General features: G+C 71.2%; 15 protein-coding genes and 1 pseudogene. 2 read left to right on the top strand and 14 right to left on the bottom strand.

All coding sequences use genetic code 11. The features are described from left to right. The first annotated feature begins 136 nt into the window (after positions 1-136). Entirely contained in the window at positions 137-421 is a 285-nt protein-coding gene (locus tag QEG98_RS03115; RefSeq protein ID WP_140860295.1) for a hypothetical protein, read from the top strand. 251 nt (positions 422-672) lie between these two features. On the opposite strand, the gene QEG98_RS03110 is transcribed toward QEG98_RS03115, so the two are convergent. The 5 genes and pseudogenes from QEG98_RS03110 to QEG98_RS03090 form a co-directional block, all read right to left on the bottom strand. Then, positions 673-2,172 carry a hypothetical protein gene (locus QEG98_RS03110; protein ID WP_316565693.1) on the bottom strand — a complete coding sequence of 500 codons (1,500 nt, stop codon included), beginning with the start codon at positions 2,170-2,172 and terminating at the stop codon, positions 673-675. Between the two features lie 138 nt (positions 2,173-2,310). After that, positions 2,311-3,213 (bottom strand): NAD-dependent epimerase/dehydratase family protein, encoded by a 903-nt coding sequence (locus QEG98_RS03105; RefSeq protein WP_316565692.1) that lies wholly within the window; start codon positions 3,211-3,213, stop codon positions 2,311-2,313. Beyond that, entirely contained in the window at positions 3,201-3,419 is a 219-nt protein-coding gene (locus QEG98_RS03100) for a hypothetical protein (protein WP_316565691.1), read from the bottom strand. The genes QEG98_RS03105 and QEG98_RS03100 overlap by 13 nt, the downstream gene beginning before the upstream one ends. A 111-nt stretch (positions 3,420-3,530) precedes the next feature. Further along, positions 3,531-4,888, bottom strand: a pseudogene (locus QEG98_RS03095) (NTP/NDP exchange transporter). Between the two features lie 35 nt (positions 4,889-4,923). Continuing rightward, positions 4,924-6,228: a pyridoxal phosphate-dependent aminotransferase gene (locus tag QEG98_RS03090; protein WP_316565690.1), complete on the bottom strand. Its 1,305-nt coding sequence runs from the start codon at positions 6,226-6,228 to the stop codon at positions 4,924-4,926. Positions 6,229-6,501: 273 nt separating this feature from the next. Between QEG98_RS03090 and QEG98_RS03085 the strand changes: the two genes are divergently transcribed. After that, complete coding sequence (locus QEG98_RS03085; protein ID WP_316565689.1) at positions 6,502-7,242, top strand: hypothetical protein; 741 nt, start codon at positions 6,502-6,504, stop codon at positions 7,240-7,242. Here QEG98_RS03085 and QEG98_RS41600 read toward each other — a convergent pair. The 9 genes from QEG98_RS41600 to QEG98_RS03050 form a co-directional block, all read right to left on the bottom strand. Then, a complete protein-coding gene (locus QEG98_RS41600) occupies positions 7,193-7,561 on the bottom strand; it encodes a hypothetical protein (RefSeq protein WP_410477936.1) in 369 nt (122 codons plus the stop codon). The genes QEG98_RS03085 and QEG98_RS41600 overlap by 50 nt on opposite strands. Further along, positions 7,510-8,670: a 4-alpha-glucanotransferase gene (locus QEG98_RS41595; RefSeq protein WP_410477935.1), complete on the bottom strand. Its 1,161-nt coding sequence runs from the start codon at positions 8,668-8,670 to the stop codon at positions 7,510-7,512. Before QEG98_RS41595 ends, QEG98_RS41600 begins: the two co-directional genes overlap by 52 nt. 112 nt (positions 8,671-8,782) lie before the next feature. Then, the gene (locus QEG98_RS41590) at positions 8,783-9,214 is read right to left on the bottom strand and encodes a hypothetical protein (RefSeq protein WP_410477934.1); all 432 of its coding nucleotides are present in this window, start codon (positions 9,212-9,214) and stop codon (positions 8,783-8,785) included. Positions 9,215-9,298: 84 nt separating this feature from the next. Beyond that, the gene (locus QEG98_RS03075) at positions 9,299-12,493 is read right to left on the bottom strand and encodes an efflux RND transporter permease subunit (RefSeq protein ID WP_316565688.1); all 3,195 of its coding nucleotides are present in this window, start codon (positions 12,491-12,493) and stop codon (positions 9,299-9,301) included. Between the two features lie 24 nt (positions 12,494-12,517). Further along, on the bottom strand, positions 12,518-13,489 hold the full coding sequence (locus tag QEG98_RS03070; protein ID WP_316565687.1) for an efflux RND transporter periplasmic adaptor subunit: 972 nt from the start codon (positions 13,487-13,489) through the stop codon (positions 12,518-12,520). Beyond that, positions 13,483-13,716, bottom strand: a complete 234-nt coding sequence (locus QEG98_RS03065) for a hypothetical protein (RefSeq protein ID WP_316565686.1) — start codon at positions 13,714-13,716, stop codon at positions 13,483-13,485. Before QEG98_RS03065 ends, QEG98_RS03070 begins: the two co-directional genes overlap by 7 nt. A 208-nt stretch (positions 13,717-13,924) precedes the next feature. Beyond that, positions 13,925-14,590, bottom strand: a complete 666-nt coding sequence (locus tag QEG98_RS03060) for an ADYC domain-containing protein (protein ID WP_316565685.1) — start codon at positions 14,588-14,590, stop codon at positions 13,925-13,927. Further along, the gene (locus QEG98_RS03055; RefSeq protein WP_316565684.1) at positions 14,535-14,879 is read right to left on the bottom strand and encodes a hypothetical protein; all 345 of its coding nucleotides are present in this window, start codon (positions 14,877-14,879) and stop codon (positions 14,535-14,537) included. The genes QEG98_RS03060 and QEG98_RS03055 overlap by 56 nt, the downstream gene beginning before the upstream one ends. Positions 14,880-15,065: 186 nt before the next feature. Continuing rightward, positions 15,066-18,890 (bottom strand): protein kinase domain-containing protein, encoded by a 3,825-nt coding sequence (locus QEG98_RS03050; protein ID WP_316565683.1) that lies wholly within the window; start codon positions 18,888-18,890, stop codon positions 15,066-15,068. Positions 18,891-18,987: the final 97 nt, after the last annotated feature.

The raw sequence follows: 18,987 nt of genomic DNA, 5'->3' as shown, positions 1-18,987 counted from the left end.
TATGGACCGGGCCGGGGGGCATCTGGGGGAAACACGAGGCTCGGTGCAGTGTCGCACGGCGACAAGGGAAGCAGGGCCACGGCTCAACGGCCGAGGCGCTTTTCCCGGGGGAGTGGCTCGAGGCCACTGGGGGGCATTGGAGGGCATCGTCATTCCGGAGCTGGCCACCTTCGCGGGGGCGAAGCGGGCGCAGCTGGCGGTCCTGGCGAATTCAGCCGTGACGGAAGCCATCCAAATCCAGTCGAGGGACGTAACGCGGGTGGCGTCCATGCGCCCGCAAACGTTCGGACGCGCTCAGACACAGGCACGGCTGCGGGCGCTCTCACGGCCCGCGGTGCCCTGGGACGCAGCAGGACAGGTGAAGGGGGGGCCTCGGCTCCCCCGAGTGACGGTGCTGGGGGCACCGGGCACGCGCACCTGAAGGGGCCGTAAGCGGTGTAGGGGGAAGGTGTCACACGCAGTTTCGCTGGAGGGGTCCAAGGCCCTCCGGACACACACCAAGGGCGGGTAGGAAGACGGCGCCGCGGGGGCGGCAACGTCTGTGGAAGGGGGACCCGGGGTCACGCTCGCCAGAGGGGGAGGGCGAACCCGATAGATGGGTCGAAATCCGAGGGATGCTCCGAGTCCATCGGGGCATCCCTCGTTGCTTTGCGGGGCACCCGGCCCGGGTGTTCACTCCACGAACAGCGCCGCCGAGCCCGTCACGGTCCGGTGAAGGGTGAGCCACAGCGCGTTGCCGGCGTCGTCCACGGAGGCGAAGTAGTCCACGTCCGCGGAGAGCGCCTGGCCATCCAGGGTGACGCGGGTGGGCGGCGTGGACGCGGTGTAACCGTGCAGCACCAGCACGGGATTCGCCAGGGCGCGGCCGTTCGTCTCGAAGCGCAGCAAGGCGCGGTTGTCGGCGCCGACCTCCGCCTCCCAGGTGGCGTACACCGGGTTGTAGCCGGGCACATCCCGCGCCACGGAGTCATCCCGCCCCACCCCACCGGGGCCCCGGTCCAGGACGCGGCCCTCGGTGGCCGTCAGCCGCACGCCCTGCCAGGCCTCCACTTCCGCCGCCAGCCGCAGCACCGGGTTCGAGGTGTGCGTGCCCAGCACCATGAAGACGGAGTAGCTCTGGTACGGGTAGCCGGACAGCATGGCGTCGTCGCTGTAGCGCGGGTACTCGCGGAAGCCCACCGCGCCGAAGTTGCTCCCCCACGCCATCCGGTGCGAGCGCGTGGGGCCCTGCGCGGGCAATTCGTACTGGTTGAGCTGATAGGTCCAGTTCCAGTCCTCGGGCATGGGGCCGTCCTCGTCCACCTGCCCCCAGGACGGGTATTGCCAGTAGCCGCCCGCGGGCTTCTGCGCCCACGTCTGCGTCTGCACCACGCCCATCTCCGCGTCGGGTGACGCAATCCACATGCGGGTGTAGGGCACCACGTTGGGCTCGCGGTAGTCCCAGCCGCTCGCCCGCGTCAGCGGCCCCGCCCCGAGCGTCACGAAGCGGTAGCGGTCTCCCCAGCCCACGCCGGAGATGTCCGCGTTGCCGTCCCCATCGAAGACGATGTCGCCGTAGGGCGAGCGCACGTCCGCGTTGATGACGTCGGGCGGCGCGCCGGACGCATCATGGGTGATGGCATAGAGCGGATGGCTCCGCCCGGTGGCGAAGAGGTAGTGCACCGTCACGTCGACGACGTGGCCGCCAAGCTCCATGGGCCAGCGGAACTCGTGCAGCGCGTGGTGGCGGCCCTCGAAGCGCGTGCGCCACGTGCCCCGGATGCCCTGCGTCCAGTTGCCCCACGGCGGGCTGACGCGCAGGTGGCTCGCGACGATGCCCCAGCCCGGCACCATGCCGTCCGAGCCATCACAGACGCGCGTCGCGCCCGCGACCTCGTAGGTGTAGCGGCGCAGGTAGCCGCCCGTCCATCCCTTGGGGTCCGTGGCGTCATTGCGCACCAGCGACGCCGAGCGGGGCTTGCAGTCCGCGTCGTGCCACTCGAAGCGGTCGGTGCGGAAGCCTTCCAGATTCACATCCCGCTCCAGTCGGAGCGGCGCACAGTCACCCGCGGGCGGCGTCTCCGGCCGCACGTCCTTGCCGCCACACGCGGCCAGCAGCGCGGCCAGCAGCACGGACGTGCCGCGCACACGGAGGATGGGTGATACGGCGTCCTTCAGCAGGTCGGGCGTCATGATGGTCGCTCCCCCAGGCAGCAAGCCGCGCTGCCCCACCCTTCCTGCCAAACCCGCATCCCCGGACGCAAGGACGGGCAGTGCGAGGAGGCGCCTCACCCCGCCCCCATCCGCCCGTCCCCGCGCTCGAAGGCCCGCTCAGCCCGCGTTGGCGGTGCCGCGCTCCTGGTGCCACGCGGCCAGCACTTCCTTCTCGCGCTCGGCGGACAGGCCGGAGCGCAGCTTCGCCTGACGCTCGGGAGGCAGCGTCTTGAACCAGGCCACCGTGTCGCGAATCGTCTCCGCGGCCGGACGGAACGTGATGCCCGCCGCCAGCGCCTTGGCGATGCTCACCTTGCCGATGCCGCCCTCTTTCCCGTTGCGCGGCATCCAGGCGGGCATGTCCGACCACGCCTCCACCTTGTGCTTCGTGAGGAAGTCGGTGTCCACCCACGTGAAGCGCGCGTCGCTGCCCAGGGCCGTCTTGTTCGCCTCCAGGAAGTCCCGCATCAGCAGGTCCTGGCTGGGGCCGGTGGCGTTGAAGATGCCCGTGGTGCGGGCCTCCACGGAGCGGATGATGAACGCCGCCAGGTCCCGCGCGTCGATGAACTGCAACGGGTCCACGCCGTCGCCGGGCGCCAGCACCTCGCCCCCGCGCGCCACGCGCAGCGGCCAGTAGGTGAAGCGGTCGGACGGGTCATCCGGCCCGACGATGAGGCCCGGCCTCACGTTGAAGACGCGGCCCGGCATGGCCGTCTCCGCGGCCTGCTCGCACAGCGCCTTCAACGCGCCGTAGTGCTTCTCCACGTCTTCGGTCGCCGTGTCCTCCACCGTGGCCACGGGGGCCGTCTCGTCGAGCCCCTGCCGTGACAAATCCTTGTAGACGGAGATGGAGGACACGAAGGTGTAGTGCTGGACGTGCGGCGCCAGCAGCTCCGCGGAGGCGCGCACGATGCGCGGCACATAGCCGGAGGTGTCCACCACCGCGTCCCACTTGCGGCCCTCCAGCGCCTTCAGGCCCTCGCCCTTGTTCGGGTCGCGGTCGCCCGTCAGCTTCTCCACGTCCGGGAAGAGGCCCGGCTTCGTCTTCCCCGGTTGAAGAGCGTGATGGTGTGGCCGCGCGAGCGCGCGAACTCCACCAGCGCCGGCCCCAGGAACGCGGTGCCGCCCAGGATGAGGATGCGCAACGGCGCGGCGGGCGCGGAGGACTGCTCCCCTGCCCCTGGGTGGAAGACGCGGCGGTGCCGGACGTGCCCGTGGTGGCGCACCCCATGGCCCAGAGCGAGCCGACCGCGGCCGCTCCCTGAATCACACTCCTGCGAGACAGCGTCATGCGGGATTCCTCCTGCGTGTGTGGACTGACTTCGTGTGGATGGCCGCTAGCGGGCCGCGACCTCTTCGGACACCGGCGCCTCGGGCGCGGCGGCCGGCACCGGCTCCGCCTGCCTCCGCTGGTGGCGCGCGAGATACAGCGACACGCCCAGCCACAGCCCGGCCAGGGGCACCGCCGCCAGCGACAGGCCCGTCATGCCCAGGCCCAGCTTCGTGAGGCCCCCTGGAGCCAGGCGCTCACCGTGTCGCTGCCGCGGTACACCACCGTGTCGATGAAGCTCTTCGACTTGTAGCGCGCCTCGCGGTCCACGGTGGTGAAGAGGACCTCGCGCGAGGGCCGCTCCAGCGCGTAGTGACTGGCGCCGCGCACCGCCTTGAACAGGATGAGCACGGTCAGCACCGGCATGGCGGCCAGCCCCAGGAAGCCCAGGCCCGTCACCACCGGCGCCACGGCGAGCCCTGCCCCCAGCCCCAGCCAGGAGATGACGCGCCCCGTGACGAGCGTCTGCAACCCCAGCGTCGCCAGTTGCACGTAGAAGTCGATGTCACCGAAGAGGGCGGTGCGGCTGGCCGCGTCGTTGCCGAGCGCGGCGACGAGCCGCACCTCCTGGAAGTAGAGGAACGTGGAGGTCGCCGCGTAGAGCAGCACCTGGAGCCCCAGCGCCAGCAGGAACGGCGACGTCACGATGAGCCGCAACCCCGCGAGCACGCCGCCGCCCACCGGGCCCTGCGCCGCCGCGGGCTGCTGCTGGACGTCCTGGGCCCAGCCGCTCAGCCGGCGCACACACTGTGCGCTCACCTCCAACAGCACCACCGAGATGAGGATGAGATTCACCGGGCCCACCGGCTCGGCGAGCCGCCCCACCAGGAAGGGCCCCACCAGCATGCCCGTGGTGCCACCCGCGGCGATGAAGCCGAAGAGCCGCTTGCTCTGTCCGCTGGCGAAGACGTCCGCCATGAAGCTCCAGAAGATGGAGACGACGAACAGGTTGTAGACGCTCAACCAGACATAGAAGACGCGCGCCACCGTCTCCCGCGCCACCCCGAGCTTCAAGAGCACGAAGAAGCCCAGCAGGTTGAGCAGGAAGAAGCGGTAGATGCGAGGAATCACCACCCGCCGGGGCCAACGCGACACCAGGGCGGAAAAGGCAGGCACCGCCGCGAGCATCACCAGGAAGGTGGCGGTGAAGAGCCAATCCAAGCCCTTCACGCTGCCCGCCGTGCCCATCTCGTTGCGGATGGGCCGGAGGATGGCATAGCCACACATCAGGGTGAAGAAATACAGGAACGACCAGCGGACGGCGCCGACTTCCTCGTCCCGAACGTCCACGAATCGCCTGAGCATGGAGGAATTCACGTGAGCGGCCCAACGAGGCCCCGGGCAACGTATTCCCAGGACCTCCATGATGGAACGAGCGCGGCGGAAAGATGTCGCAAGGATTACGCGCCGGAAGAGAGGACCTCGCGGAGCGCCGCCTCCACCCGGGGCAGCGCCTCCTCGATTTCCTTCACCGACGTGGCCCCCACCGACAGGCGGAACCAGCCCGTGTCCGCGTCCAGCCCAAAGGCCTGGAAAGGCACCACGCCCAGGTTCGCCTTCTCCAGCAGGAGCTTGCGGATGTCATTGTTGGAGCGCAGCCCCCCCTTGCCCACCAGGTCGAAGCGCACCGACAGGTAGATGGCGCCCTGCGGCGCGATGTGCTGCACCGGCAGCCCCGCCTCGCGCATGCGCGTGAGCCCCTTGTGCAAGGCCTCCAGCCGCGCTTCCACGGACTTGCGCATCCCCTTCAGGAAGGTCTCTGTCGCCGCCGTGTCGTCGAGGTAGCGCGCCACCGCGACCTGCTCCGCCTTGGGGGCCCAGGCGCCCACGTGGCCGAGCACGTCCCGCATGCGAGCGATGATGGTCGGCGGCCCCACGCCCCAGCCCACGCGCAAGCCCGTGGCGGCGAAGGCCTTGGAGATGCCGTCCACGAACACCGTGTACGGCGCCACCTCCGGCACCAGCGACACCGGCGTGACGTGCCGGGCCGCGCCGAAGCTCAGCACCCAGTAAATCTGGTCGTACATGAGGATGAGCGGCTTGCGGCCCTGCTTCTCGCGCTCGCGGTTCTCCGCGACGACGCGCTCGCAGATGGCGCCCAGCGCATCCGGCTCAATCATGGTGCCGGTGGGGTTGAGCGGGCTGCACAGGCACAAGAGGCGCGCGGCGCCCAGGTGCGGCGCCAGCTGCTCCACGGTGGGCATGAAGCCCCGCGCGGCGTCCGTCACCACCACCGCGCTCTTCGCGTCCAGCATGTGCGCGTAGTGGTTGTTGTTCCACGAGGGCACCGGGTAGACGACCGTCTCCCCCGCGTCCAGCACGCTGCGGTATGTGCCGTAGATGATGGGCCGCGCGCCTCCCGCGATGACGATGCCCTCCAGCGGGTACTTCAGGCCCAGCGAGCGCTCATAGAAGCGCTGCACGGCCTGACGGAGCTCCAGCACGCCATCCGACGGCGGGTAGTTCGTCTCGCCCGCCTGGAGCGCGGCGGTGATGTGCTCCCGCAGCGGGTCGGGGATGGGGAACTCGCGCGGGTTGAAGTCGCCCACGGTGAGGTTGCACACCTTCTGGCCCTTGGCGATCCGCTCGCGAATCTCCGCCGCGATGCGGAGGATTTCGCTGCCGACGATGCCACGCGCCATCGTTCCCACGGTGGCGTCGTCCTTGGAGGGGCGGGGAAGAGAGGTCAGGTCGAGGGGGGCCATGGGAGGATGCTCTCCGGTTCGTGCGCGTTCGGGGGCCGCGCGGACGACTTGCGGCGCGGACGATAGTCGCGGCCCCATCGTCCTGTGTCATCCATTCGTGGTGACGGTGGCCCTCCGGGGCAACCGGTTCTCCGTGGAAATTTCCAGCGCTCCCGGGGTCGTCCACGGGTGTTATCTTTGCCCGCTTTCCCCTCGTGACACTGGCCCCCGGGCCGCCGCTCGTGCGAGACGAGGGGCCGCAGTCCCGAACTCGCAGGCCCTGGCAGGAGGGGAATGATGACGCGGTCCGGACGCAGGATGACGTCGCTGTGGTTGGCCGGGTGTCTGGCGTTCGCCGGGTGCTCCAAGAAGGAGGAACCCGCCGCGGCGCCCACCGGCGCGCAGCCCCAGCCCGAGGTCCAAGCGCCGCCCACCTCGCCGCCCCTGGGCACCATTCCCCGCGAGGGCGAGGCCGCCGCCAAGCCACCCGTGCACACGGCCTCGATGGGTGATGAGGAAGTGGCCGGCGCGCCTCCGAGTGAGACCGAGTCGCCTTCGGACGCCCCCGCGGGAGACGCTCCCGCCGAGGACCCGAAGAACCGCGAGTGGACCACCACCCCGGTGTCGATGAAGCGGCGCCCGGCCCAGACGGTGACGCTGCGCTCGGTGCGCGCTGGCACGCATGCCGACTTCGACCGCGTGGTGTTCGAGTTCGACGGGACGCAGGTCCCCGGCTACCAGCTCCAGTACGTGGACAAGCCCATCATCCAGTGTGGCTCCGGGGACGAGACGCCGCTGGCCGGCAAGGGCTTCCTCCAAGTCACGCTGACCCCCGCGCGTGGCCATGACGACCAGGGCCGGGCCACCGTGGCCGCGCTGGAGATGAAGCCCAAGCTGCCCACCCTGCTGGAGCTGGTGCGCACGTGTGACTTCGAGGCCGAGGTGACGTGGGTGCTGGGAAACAAGGCCCCCACCGACTTCCGCGTCATGGAGCTGCGCGACCCCACTCGCCTCGTGGTGGACGTGAAGCACTGAGGGCCCAAGCGTCACCCGGCCCGCAGCTCGCGGGCCAGCGCGTCCAGTCCTTCCAGCAAGCGCTGGTGCCGCGCGCGCGCCGGAGCCCCTGCGCCCGTAGCGCCATGGCGAGCGCCGCGGGCAGGTTCACCGCGGCGTCTCCCTTCAACCGCTCGCGGTACTCCCGCGCCCAGTCCTGGGGCACACGCAGGGACCAGTTGCGCTCATCCACCGTGCCGGGCGCGTTGTACGTCTCCGGCATCCCGAGCAGGTCGGTGAAGAACATCATCACGTTGCGCGCGCGGCTGGCGAACAGGTCCGCCACCTTCGCCTGCGCCAACCGTCCCGGGCTCGTGGACAGCTCGCGCGCGAAGGCCTCGCGCTCCGCGGGCTCGGGGCACAAGCGCGCGGCCGGTACTCCGCCTGCGCGCGCAGCGTGCCCTTCCATTGCCAGTCCGCCACCAGGCGCCAGAGGGACTTCGTGTCGTGGTTGCCCACCATCACCCAGTCCTCCGGGCCCACGTTCTCACTGCGGTACACGTCCGACGGGTCGTGCAGGTCCGCCTTCTGCGTCACGCGGAAGCGGCCCAGGCCGTACTGCGCCAGCACGCGCTCCAGCGGGTACGGCAGCGTGCTGAGCACCTCCGCGAGCAAGTCGCCCACTTCCCGCCCGTTGCGCCGGGACGCCTCCACCACCGTGTCGAAGAGGACGCTGTAGCGGCGCACCTGTTCAGGCGTGAGGTCCTTCACCCAGCGGTCCGCGTAGCGCGGCACGGCGCGGTCCACCTGCTCCGGGCGCACGAGCGCGAAGTGCGCCAGCTCCGGGTGGTCCGGCAGGTCCGGTGAGGAGAAGAGCCGCGCTCCATGTTGCACGGACCACAGCGCGTCCGGCAGGTCCGCGCGGTACACCCACGGGCACACCAGCCCGTGCGGATGGTCCAGCCGCAGCCCGTCGTATTCGCCGAGCATCTTGTCCATGCGCGCATTCATGAAGCGCAGCACGGGCCCGTTGCGGCTCCCGGCGTTCGTCCCGGCGTCGTCCGGCTCGAAGTACTGCTCCGGGTCCATCACCGGATAGTTCCACGGCTGGCCGTCCGGGTTCGTCCTGCTGGGCGGCGCGCCCATGAGGTAGGTGCGCAGGAAGAGGCCCTGCCAGGCCCACGCGTCGCGCGGCGACAGGCCAATCTGGAGGTCGCCGTACAGCTTCAGGCGCCATGCGCCCACGCGCTCGCGCAGGCCTTGGTGCTGCGCATGGACCAGGAACTGACAGAAGGCGTAGCGCTCCAGCGTGTCCGCGTAGCGCAGCTCCAACTGCGTCAGGCGCGCGACGGCCGCCGCCTCCTCCTCCGGACGGGGGTTCCACAGCCGACCGTCCAGCGAGTCCGCCCAGCGCCGCCAGTCCGGCTCGCGCTTCTCCTCGCACAGCACGTCGAAGAGGGCGTCCCGCACCAGCCGGCCCGGTGCTGCTGACGGAAGGTGTCGAAGCGCGAGGCCAGTGCCTGGATGGCCGGAGCCGCGTCCGGCGCCGCACGCTTCTGTTGGAAGGTGCGCCACGCTTCGTTCAGCAGGGTGGTCTGCGCGCGGAAGGCGTGACGGAAGCGCGCTCCGGGGGCAGCGCCGAAGGGCGGCTGGCGGCGAGCTGCGCCACGCGGCCCGGTGGCAGCAGCGCGCCCCAGGGCTCGGGGGCCTCCAGCGGCGCGAGCGCCACGTTGAGGAGGTTTCGCGAGAAGAGCGTGCCGTCATACGGCGAGGCGTTGAACTCCGTCACCTGCCCCTGCGGCCCCAGCTGGATGCCGTTGAAGCCCAGCTCCCGGGCGAACACGAGGAAGCGCGCCGCCCCTTCCGAGTACGGCGAGCCCCAGCCCGTGTCCTCTTCTGGAAGGCTGGGGAAGCTCGGGTCATGGATGCTGAGCACCCAGTTGCGGACGTCGAGCGCGGCCAGGGCTTCGGTGACGAGTCGGTGGTGATTTTCAGGCAGCAAGGCGCGAGACATGGCGGAAGGGGCTGACCCTACGGCCCCGGGTGCGATGCGCCAACCGTCCTGTCGTCCGGAACCCGCCCGTTCGTTGCCGAGCCCTCAATCGTGCCGCGCCTGAGGAGCGGGCCGGGGCTCTCCACGGCCGCCGCCTCCGCCCGGAACGTGAGGCCGCTGTTCGGGAGGCTTCATCCGGAAGAGCTTGCGCAGCATGCGGGTGGACCACGTCCGGCCGTCCACCAGGATTTCGTACACCGTGGGAATCACCAGCAGTGTCAGCAGCGTGGACGTCAGCGTGCCGCCAATCACCGCGCGTCCCAGCGGCGCGCGGAAGTCGCCGCCCTCACCCGCGCCGATGGCCACCGGCACCATGCCCGCCACCAGCGCGAAGGTCGTCATGATGATGGGGCGCAGACGGATGCGGCCCGCTTCGATGAGCGCCTCGCGCAGGGGCATGCCCTTCTCGTGCGACCACTTGGCGAAGTCGATGAGGAGGATGGCGTTCTTCGCGACGATTCCCATCAGCAGCATGATGCCGATGAGGCTCATGAGGTTGAGCGTGTCACCGGTGATGAGCAGCGCCAGCACCACGCCGATGAGCGACAGCGGCAGCGAGATGAGGATGGCCAGCGGGTCCAGGAAGGAGCCGAACTGGATGACCAGGATGAGGTACATCAGCATCAGCGCCATGCCGAGCGCGATGAACACGCGCATGAACACCTCGGCCTGGTCCGCGGACTCGCCGCCCGTCGTCAGCGTGTAGCCCGGCGGCAGCTTCACGCCGTCCAGCCGCTTCTGGATGTCCGCGCCCACCTCCGACAACGAGCGCCCCTGCACGTTCGCCTGGACGTTGATGACGCGCTCGCGGTTCAAGTGCGTGACCTGCGCCGGACCCAACGTTTGACGGATGTCCGCCACCTGCCCCAGCGGCACCAGCCGGGGCGGCCCGCCCGCCGCCGCGCCCACGGAGATGGGCAACTGCGACAAGTCATGGGGGCTGTCACGCGCACCCGGAGCCAGCCGCACCATGACGTCTCGCGTCTCCCCAATCGGGTCCACCCAGTCCCCCACGTCCAGGCCCGCGAAGGCCGGCCGCAGCACCTGGGCCACCTGCCCCACCGTCACGCCCAACTGTCCAGCGAGCCCGCGGTTCAGCTCCACCTCCAGCTCCGGCTTCTGCCCTCGCGTGGACAGGCCCACGTCCACCGCTCCGGATACCTGCGCCACTTCCTTCTGGACCTGCTGCGCCAGTTGCGTGAGCACCCGCTGGTCCGGACCGCGCAGCTCGTACTGGAGCTGCTTGAAGGCTCCGCCGAAGCCCGAGGTGAAGACGGAGACGGTGGCGCCGCCGATGCGCTTCATCTCCTCGCGGAACTGGACGCCCAAGGCGTCCTGGCTCACGTCGCGCTCCGCCTTCGGCTTGAGCCGCACGTACACCAGGGCCTGGTCCACGCCGGGCGCGCTGAGCGCCAGGGGCACGCCGATGGTGGCGTAGGTGTAGTCCACCTCCGGGTGGGTGCGCAGGGTGCGCGTCACCTCGTCCACCTTGCGCCGCGTGTACTCCAGGCTGGAGCCCGGCGGCGTCTCCACCAGCAACTCCACCTCCGCGCGGTCGCTCACCGGCACGAAGCCGGCGCCGCCCACGGTGCCCTGGAGCACCAGCGCGCCCACCAGCGAGCCCACCGCCACCAGCACCATCACCAGCCGGTGGTCCAGCGCCCAGGCGATGACGTGCTTGTAGCGCTCCGCCTGCCGGTCGAACCAGGCGTTGAAGCGGTTCAGCGTCCGGGTGATGAAGCCCGGGTTCTCCTTCCTGGGCGGCTCCGGCCAGTACGCGCTCAGCATCGGGTCCAGCGAGAAGGACACGAACAGCGACACCAGCACCGCGCAGGCGATGGTGAGGGCGAAGGGCTTGAACCACTGGCCGGCCACGCCGTACATGAAGGCCACGGGCACGAAGACGGCGACAATGGAGAAGGTGGTCGCCGAAACCGCGAGGCCGATCTCCGAGGTGCCCTCGCGTGACGCCGTGTAGTGGTCCTTCCCCATCTCCACGTGGCGGACGATGTTCTCTCGCACGACGATGGCGTCGTCGATGAGGATGCCGATGGCCAGCGTCAGGCCCAAGAGCGACATGGTGTTGAGCGTGAAGCCGAAGGCCCACACGCTGATGAAGGACGCCAGCACGCTCACCGGCAGCGCCAGACCGGTGATGACGGTGGAGCGCCACGAGTTGAGGAAGACGAAGACGACCAGCACCGTGAGCAGCGCGCCTTCCACCAGCGCGGACTGCACGTTGTGCACGGCGTTCTCCACGCGGACGCCGGCGTCGCGCACGATTTCGAGCTTCACGCCCGCGGGGAGCCGCTGCTGGAGCGCCTGCACCCGCTCACGCACGGCGTCCGCGACCTCGGTGGTGCTGTAGCCCCGGGCCTTGAGCACGTCGATGCCCACCGCCTGGGCGCCGTTGAAGAGCGCCAGGGTGCGTGGCTCCTCGGCGCCGACGAAGACGTCCGCCACCTGCTCCAGGCGGATGGCCTGACCGTTGCGCGAGGCCACCACCATGGTCCGGAAGTCCTCCACCTTCTCCAGGCGTCCCTTGAGGCGGATGGATTCCTCCGTCAGCGGCGCGTTGATGCGGCCCACCGGCGCCGCCAAGTTCTGCGCCTGGAGCGCCGCCACCACCTCCGCCACCGACAAGCCCGCGGCCTGGAGCGCCTCGGGCTTGAGCTGCACCGTCATCTCCCGCGCCACGTCACCGACGACCTCCGCCTGGGCGACGCCGGGCACCGAGCGCAGCTCGCCCACCACCGTCGGGTCCGCCACCAGGGACAGCGCCGCGACGTCCAACCCTTCCGAAGTGAGCGTCAGCGACACGATGGGCTGGTCCGCCGGGTCGAAGCGCGTGAGGATGGGCTCCTCCATCTCCTGTGGCAGGTCCGCGCGCTTGCTGGAGATGGCGTCCCGGATGTCTTGCGTCGCTTCCTGGATGTCCTTCTCGAAGTCGAAGAACACCGTGAAGGACGCCAGGCCGTCGGTGGCGATGGACGTCGTCTCCTTCGGGTCCACGCCGCTGATGGCGAAGATGGCGTCCTCGATGGGCTCGAGGATTTCCCGCTCCACCGTCTCGGGTGAAGCGCCTGGATAGACGATGGTGACGCTCACCACCGGGGGCTGGACGTCGGGAAACTCATCGGTCTCCAGGAGTCCCAGCGACACGAGACCGAAGACCACCAGCGCCAGCATCGAGGTGATGGTGATGATGGGACGCTTGATGGCGAAGTCTGAGATGAACACGGACGTGACTCCAGGCTTGGCGCATCAGTGGGACGGCGCAGCGTCCTCCGCCGGTGGTTGCGTGGACGCGGGCCGCGGCGTGGGCTGCATTGCTCCCGACGGTGCCTCCGAGCCGCCAACGCCGGGCCCCGCCTCCTCCACGGGCTTCGAGTCAGGCCGCGGGGGCGACACCTTCACGCGCCCGCCCTCCACCACCTCGCTCCGCGCGGCGCCCAGCAGCACCACGTCGCCGTCCTCCAGGCCTGAGCGGACCTCGACCTGCCGCGCCACCTCGTCGCGCAGGCCCAATGTGACGTTCACCCGCTGCACGCGCCCTTCCTGGATGCGCAGCACGGCGGGCTCGGTCCCCGTGTCGTCGATGGCGTCGATGGGAATCGCGACCGCCTGCGTGCCCTTCGAGGCCACGCGCCCCTCCGCGAAGAGGCCGGCCAGCAACTGGAGGTCCGTGTTGGGAATGGCCACGTAGATGCGGACCTGGCCGGTGGCCGGGTCCACCACCGGGTTGATGCGCTCCACCGTGCCGCGGAAGGCACGGTCCCCATAGCCCGTCACGTGGAACTCCACCGGCGTGTCCACCTTCACCTGTTCGAGCTGCGCCGCGGGCACGGAGGCCTCCAGGCGCAACGTGCGCGGGTCCACCACCGTGAAGAGCGGCGCGCTGGGCTGGACGACATCACCCGCGCTGGCCTGCCGCTCGCTCACCACGCCCGCGAAGGGCGCCACGACGCGCGCGCGGTTGAGCTGCTCCTGCGCCAGGGCATGCCGGGAGCGCGCCTCCGCGAGCTGCCCCTTGGCCTGCTCCACGGAGAGCTCCGCCCGTTCGAAGTCGCGCTGGGTGATGACGCCCGCCTTGGACAGCCTCGTGGCGCGCTCCTGCTCGGCCTCCGCTACCTGGAGCGCGCTGCGGGCCGTGCGGACCGCCGCCGACGCCGCGATGAGCTGGTCCTTCAGCGTGACGTCCTCGATGCGCGCCAGCTCCTCGCCCTTCTTCACCACCGGCCCTGCTGGGCCTTGATGTCGAGGATGGTGCCGCCCACTTCCGCGCGCACCGCCGCCGCCGTGCGCGCCTGCAGGTTGCCGGAGATGCCAGGGCCGGAGCGCAACTGCCGCACCTCGGCGCGGGCCACGTTCTCCTGGCCCAGCATCACCTCCAATTCCTCTTGTCGAGGCGCGGGCGCTGCGTCCTCACCCTTGCGGCAACCGGACAGGGCGCAGAGCCCCATCAGAATCCCCGCCGAGGTTCCGCCGAAGACCTGTCGTATTCGAGCCCGTCTCACAGCGCGTCTCCCATCCCCGCCCCCCACGGCGAGCCGGCTAACCATGGTGTCGGCCCCCTGCCCCCGGTAGCCGAGGACAACAAGGTCCACCGCCAGCAAGCAGGCCGGGCTGACGGGCTGGCGAGCCTTCCCAGGCACGCCAAGCGGACGGCGCCTACTGCGCGGGAGGAACCTCGCTCATGATGAGCGTGCCGGCCTGGAAGTGGGCCCACTGGCCGCATTGGGTGCGCTGCGTCTGCCCCGGGCAGCTCACGGCCTGTGCCGCGCGCGTCGTCTGCGTGAAGCAGCGCGCACCGTCGGCGTCCCACTCGGCCTCGTGCAGCCACGCCTCCGTATCCGTCTGCACGTTCACGCCGTCATGGAGGTTCACCCACTGGCCATCCGTGGTGTGCGACGTGCCGTCGCCGCAGAAGTCCGCGCGCACCATGCGCGTGCACGCCTGGTGGTGGTCCGCCAGACTCAAGCCGTCCGCCGTGGTGCCCCAGGGCCGGTAGCCGAAGCGCACGCACTTGGCGATGGCCGCCCCCTCGCAGGCGAAGGTGAAGCGCGCGGCGTCATCCACCTTCGCGCCGCCACCCGGCACGCCCTGACGGTAGTCCCACCGGCCCGCCACGGGAATGGCGCTCAGCGCGGAGCCGTCCGCCGCCGCGCACGCGGGCTTCCAGAGGGCATCCGCCGCGTCGTAGTAGGAGACGAGGTACGCCCAGACGTCCGCGTCCGCGCCCACTCCAGGCTCGATGCCGTCAACGCGCAGCTCCACGGTGTCACCACTGCTCAGGTTGCCGATGAAGCGCGCGCCCAGGAAGGACTGGCCGGACACCGGGCCGCTGGAGGCGACGCCGTGGAAGACGCTCCTCCAGCCGCACCGCGCCGAGGACTTCCTCCGCGATGCGGGCGCCCGCGAGGTCCACGGACACGAGCAGCTGCCCCAGCTCGGAGGTGTTCAGGTTGCGGCCATTCAGGTTGCGGCCATTCAGGTTCCGTCCGTTCGGCGCCGCCAGCTCCGCCACGCCCGAGCGCAGCGCCACCGGCTCCGTCACGTTCCCCGCACAGCCCACCATGCTCACCGCGCTGACCAGCGCCGCCACCGTCTGCTTCCAAGCACCCATCACCCACCACCTTCCCGGCCCGACCACGGAATCAATGTCCGCAGCAGCCGCCCGCCCAGCAACTCGCCTGAGCACCCGCAGGCACTTGCTTCGTCCACTGCGCATCACCCGCCCCAGACGCCAGGGCGGACACAGGGTTCCTCCGTCCGGTAGCGCGCGGAGCGGATGTAGGGCAAGCAGGCGGGCTCAGGGGTGCGCGGCGGATGCCACGTCCGCACACACCCGCATGCCCACCGTCACGTCGCGCAGGGACGGCTCCGGCAGCTCGCGGTTGGAGGCGCGCGCCGAGGTCGCCGCGAAGGCGAAGCTGCCCCCACGCGCCACGGCCTTGCCCGGCTCCAGCCAGGAGCGGGTCCACTCCCACACGTTGCCGGACATGTCGTCCACGCCGAAGGGACTGCGCGATGCGGGGTGGCTGCCCACCTCGTCGGGGCCGAAGCCTCCGGGCTGCTTGCCGTAGGTGGTGTCGATGTTGGCGTCGTCCGGGGCCAGGGTGTCGCCATGCGGATACTCACGCCCGTCCACGCCGCGCGCCGCGCGCTCCCACTCGAGCTCCGAGCAGAGCCGGGCGCCGGGGACGCGGCCGCTCTCCGACAGCCACGCGGCATAGGCCTCCGCGTCCGCGAAGGTGATGCCGCTGACGGGGAAGCGCAGCCAGTCCTGTTCCGCGCGCGACGTGCGGCGAGCGTAGCGCAGCGGCTCTCCGGCCCGCGCCATGTAGGGCTCGTTCCCGGGCTGGAAGCGCAACCGCCAGACGCCGTCCACCTTCCCCAGCGTGAGCAGGCCCGCGTAGCCGCCCGTTCCCACGCGCGGCAGTCGCTGTGCGCGTTGCGCGGGCGGCAGCGCTTCCACGTAGGCCAGCCACTCGGCATACGTCACCTCATGCCGGGCCACCAGGAAGGCAGGGACGTCCACGGAGTGCAGGGGCACGGCGTTGAAGAACTCGCGCACGCTGGCCTCGGCCGCGCTGCCGAACTTCACCTCGCCCGGCGGCACGAAGACGAAGCCCTCCGGCACGCTGCCCATGCGCGGCAGCGGCACGCCGAGCCGCCGCGACTCGCCTCGCCGCAGCAGCACCCACTGCACCACCGGCTCGTAGCCGAGCGAGCGCGCGGAAATCTGGTACGTGCCCGGCGCCACCGCTGCGTCCAGCCAGCGCCCCGGGTCCGCTTGCAGGGGCTCTCCCAGCTGAAACCTGCCCTGCGCATCGCGCGTCAGTGGACGCAGCTCCACCTCCGCCCCTGGGACAGGTGTCTCCAGGGTGAGGCTGGCCGCGGCGTTCCAGCGCCGCCAGCGCGTGCCCGCCGTGTCATAGAGCCGCAGACGCTGGAGCAACGCGGGCAGCGCCGAGGCGTCTTCGTCCTGCTCGGCCCACAGGGCGCGCTCGTAGAGGAAGTCCGCCAGGGCCTCGCGCACGTCGGCGCGGCCGGGCGCCAACGCCAGCGCGCGCTCCAGCCGTCCGGCCACTTCGTCGAAGCGGCCGCGCAGCTGTCCCGCTTGCGCACCGGCCCGGTTCCAGTGCCGGTCCGCGTCGGCGCGGCGGCCGGTGCCGTAGAGGCGGAAGGCCTCGTCACGCTCGGCGCGCAGCCTGCCCCAGTCCTGACGCACGGCGCTCAAGGCCTGGGCCGCCTGGCCCAGCTCCTCGCGCACCTGCCGGTCCAGGCTCCAACGCTCCCTCAGCTTGAGCCCGCCGTAGACGAGCCCCAGGGACACGACGAAGCCCACCACCAGCGCATGCCGCGTCCGCCGGCTGCGCACCATGGTGCGGCGCGAGTCCTTCAGGAAGTCGCGCTCGCGACGGGTGAGCTCTCCCGTGTCGAGCACCCGCGTCTCCTCCAGCTGACGCGGGCCCCAGAGGGATTCGCTCGGGAAGCCCAGCTTCTCCCAGTGCGCGGCGGCGGCCTCCAGCCGGGATTGGACCTCGCGGCGCTCGGAGGCCTCGGCCAGCCAGCGCGCCAGCGTGCCCCAGCCGGAGAGCAGCGCCTCGTGGGCGAGCTCGTAGGACGTGCCCTCCTGGGCCTCGCGCGCCACGAGCAGCCGCGCGTGCACCAGCGCCTCCAGGGCGGCGCGGTAGCGGGCGTCGTCCCCCACCAGCTCGCGGTCCGTCTTCCGCGCGCGGGTGCCGTCCGCGGTGACGAGCCGCAGGAGCACGCCCCGGGCCGCCACCCGCTGGTCCGGAAGCAGCCGGGCCACCGCCGCATCCGCGTGCCGCGCGAGCGCGCCCTCCACGCCGCCCAGCGAATCGAGCACCGCCTGCGTCATGACACCCGCCGCCGCGTCGCGCGCCTCCCACATCTCGGCCAGCGCGAACTGGAGCACCGGGAGGCCGCCCTCCGCCGCGGACAGGGTGGAGGTGACGAGCCCATCCACCAGCGCGTCGGATTCGAAGCGCACGCCCTTCACGCGAGCGGGGCCCGTCACGGCCTCCCGCGTCTCCTCGGGCGACAAGGCGCGCAGCAGGTACAGCGCGCGCGGCACCTCCGCACCCAGCCCGGGCACGGCGGACAGCCGGGTGAGGAAGTCACTTCGCCCCGTGGCGAGCAGGCGCACGCCACTGGCGCCCTCCGCGAGCGCCCCCAGGGCCTGTCCCGCCAGCTCCGCCTCGGCCGGCGGCGCCAGCGTCACCAGCTCCTCGAGCTGATCCACGTAGACGAGCAGCCCCTCCTGGGCCCCCTGCTTCACGCGGAGCCGGCGCACCAGGGACGTGGGCTCGGCGCGCAGGGCTTCGGCCAGGGTCTCCTCTTCCGTCTCCAGCACAGGCGCGAGCGCCGCGACCAGGGCCGCCAGGGGCCTGCGGCCCGGCACCAGCCGCACGCTGCGCCAGCGACGCCCGTCCTCCAGGCCCCCTTCGGTGACAGCGGGGAGCAGCCCGGCGAGGCACAGGGAGGACTTCCCCACGCCCGAATCACCGGTGATGAGCAGGAAGGGCTCCGAGCGCATCCGCTCCAGCACCGCGCGCTGCTCGCGGCGGCGGCCGAAGAAGACGGCGCGGTGCTCCTCCTCGAAGGCCTGGAGGCCGCGGTAGGGATTGCCCTCCGGCACCACCTGGGCGGTGTCGTCACGCGTCAGTGCGTCCAAGGCATCGAGCAGCTGTGAGGCGGTGGCGTAACGCTCGGACGGCTCGCGACGCAGACACTTGTCGATGACGGCGGCGAGCCCGGCATCCACACCGGACACCACCTGGGCCAGGGGGCTGGCATCCCGGTGGCGCACCTGAGCCGGAAGTTCGCGCCAGGGCACGTCCCGGAAGGGGCCCTTGCCCGCGCACAACTCGTACAGGACGACGCCCAGTGAGTACACGTCACTGCGCGCCGTCAGCGCCTCGCCCGCCCAGGCCTCCGGGGACATGTAATACGGCGTCCCCACCAGCGAGCCGCGCGGCAGCGAAGGAAGGAAGATTCCGTCCAGCGAGCGCGCGCCCAGGTTGGGGCTGGCCTCCGGGTCCAGGTCAGGAGGCAGCTCCGGCGGCGGAGTCCCGGAAGCGGGCGGCGCGCCATCCCCCGCCCCTGCGGCCCGGTCCAGGAGCTTCGCGAGGCCGAAGTCGAGCAGCTTCACCTCGCCAGCCTCCGTGAGCACGGCGTTGCCGGGCTTGATGTCCCGGTGCAACACCCCGCGCCGGTGAGCGGCGCTCAGGCCCCGTGCCAAATCCCGCCCCATGGACAGCACGCGCTCCCAGGGCAGGGGCCTGGGCAGCCGGTCCAGGCTCATCCCCCGAATGAACTCGGAGACGAGGTAGGGCTGCTCCTCCAATTGTCCCACCCGATAGAGGGTGACGACATTGGGGTGCTGGATGCGCGCGGCCGCCCGGGCCTCCACAAGAAACCGCGCCAGGGCGTTGGGCCCCAGGGCGGGGATGAACTTCACGGCGACGGGGCGCTCGAGCAACGTGTCATGGGCCAGGAACACCCGCCCCGTGCGCCCACGCCCGATGGCCCGCACAAGGCGGTACTCGTCGAACTCCTGGGGAGGAGTCCACGCATCAGGAGGCGGCGAGGCGGCCGGAGAGCCCACACCCGGTGCCTATGCATCCGTCCGGCAGGGGTCAACTGAACGGGCCGCGAGGGAGGAGACTCCCGGACGCCAGGGCCGCTGGAGTGTCCGTTGCCGA

Source organism: Myxococcus sp. MxC21-1 (assembly GCF_032612255.1).
Classification (GTDB): domain Bacteria; phylum Myxococcota; class Myxococcia; order Myxococcales; family Myxococcaceae; genus Myxococcus; species Myxococcus virescens.
Note: the sequence above shows the minus strand (reverse complement) of the source record. Positions and strands in the feature narration are given on the sequence as shown.

What these genes read in the sequence shown, in the direction of transcription:
- QEG98_RS41590 (WP_410477934.1), bottom strand. Translation starts at nt 9,214, where the DNA reads ATGTCTCGCGCCTTGCTGCCTGAAAATCACCACCGACTCGTCACCGAA.
- QEG98_RS03085 (WP_316565689.1), top strand. Translation starts at nt 6,502, where the DNA reads ATGATGACGCGGTCCGGACGCAGGATGACGTCGCTGTGGTTGGCCGGG.
- QEG98_RS03110 (WP_316565693.1), bottom strand. Translation starts at nt 2,172, where the DNA reads ATGACGCCCGACCTGCTGAAGGACGCCGTATCACCCATCCTCCGTGTG.
- QEG98_RS03065 (WP_316565686.1), bottom strand. Translation starts at nt 13,716, where the DNA reads ATGGGGCTCTGCGCCCTGTCCGGTTGCCGCAAGGGTGAGGACGCAGCG.
- QEG98_RS03090 (WP_316565690.1), bottom strand. Translation starts at nt 6,228, where the DNA reads ATGGCCCCCCTCGACCTGACCTCTCTTCCCCGCCCCTCCAAGGACGAC.
- QEG98_RS03055 (WP_316565684.1), bottom strand. Translation starts at nt 14,879, where the DNA reads ATGGGTGCTTGGAAGCAGACGGTGGCGGCGCTGGTCAGCGCGGTGAGC.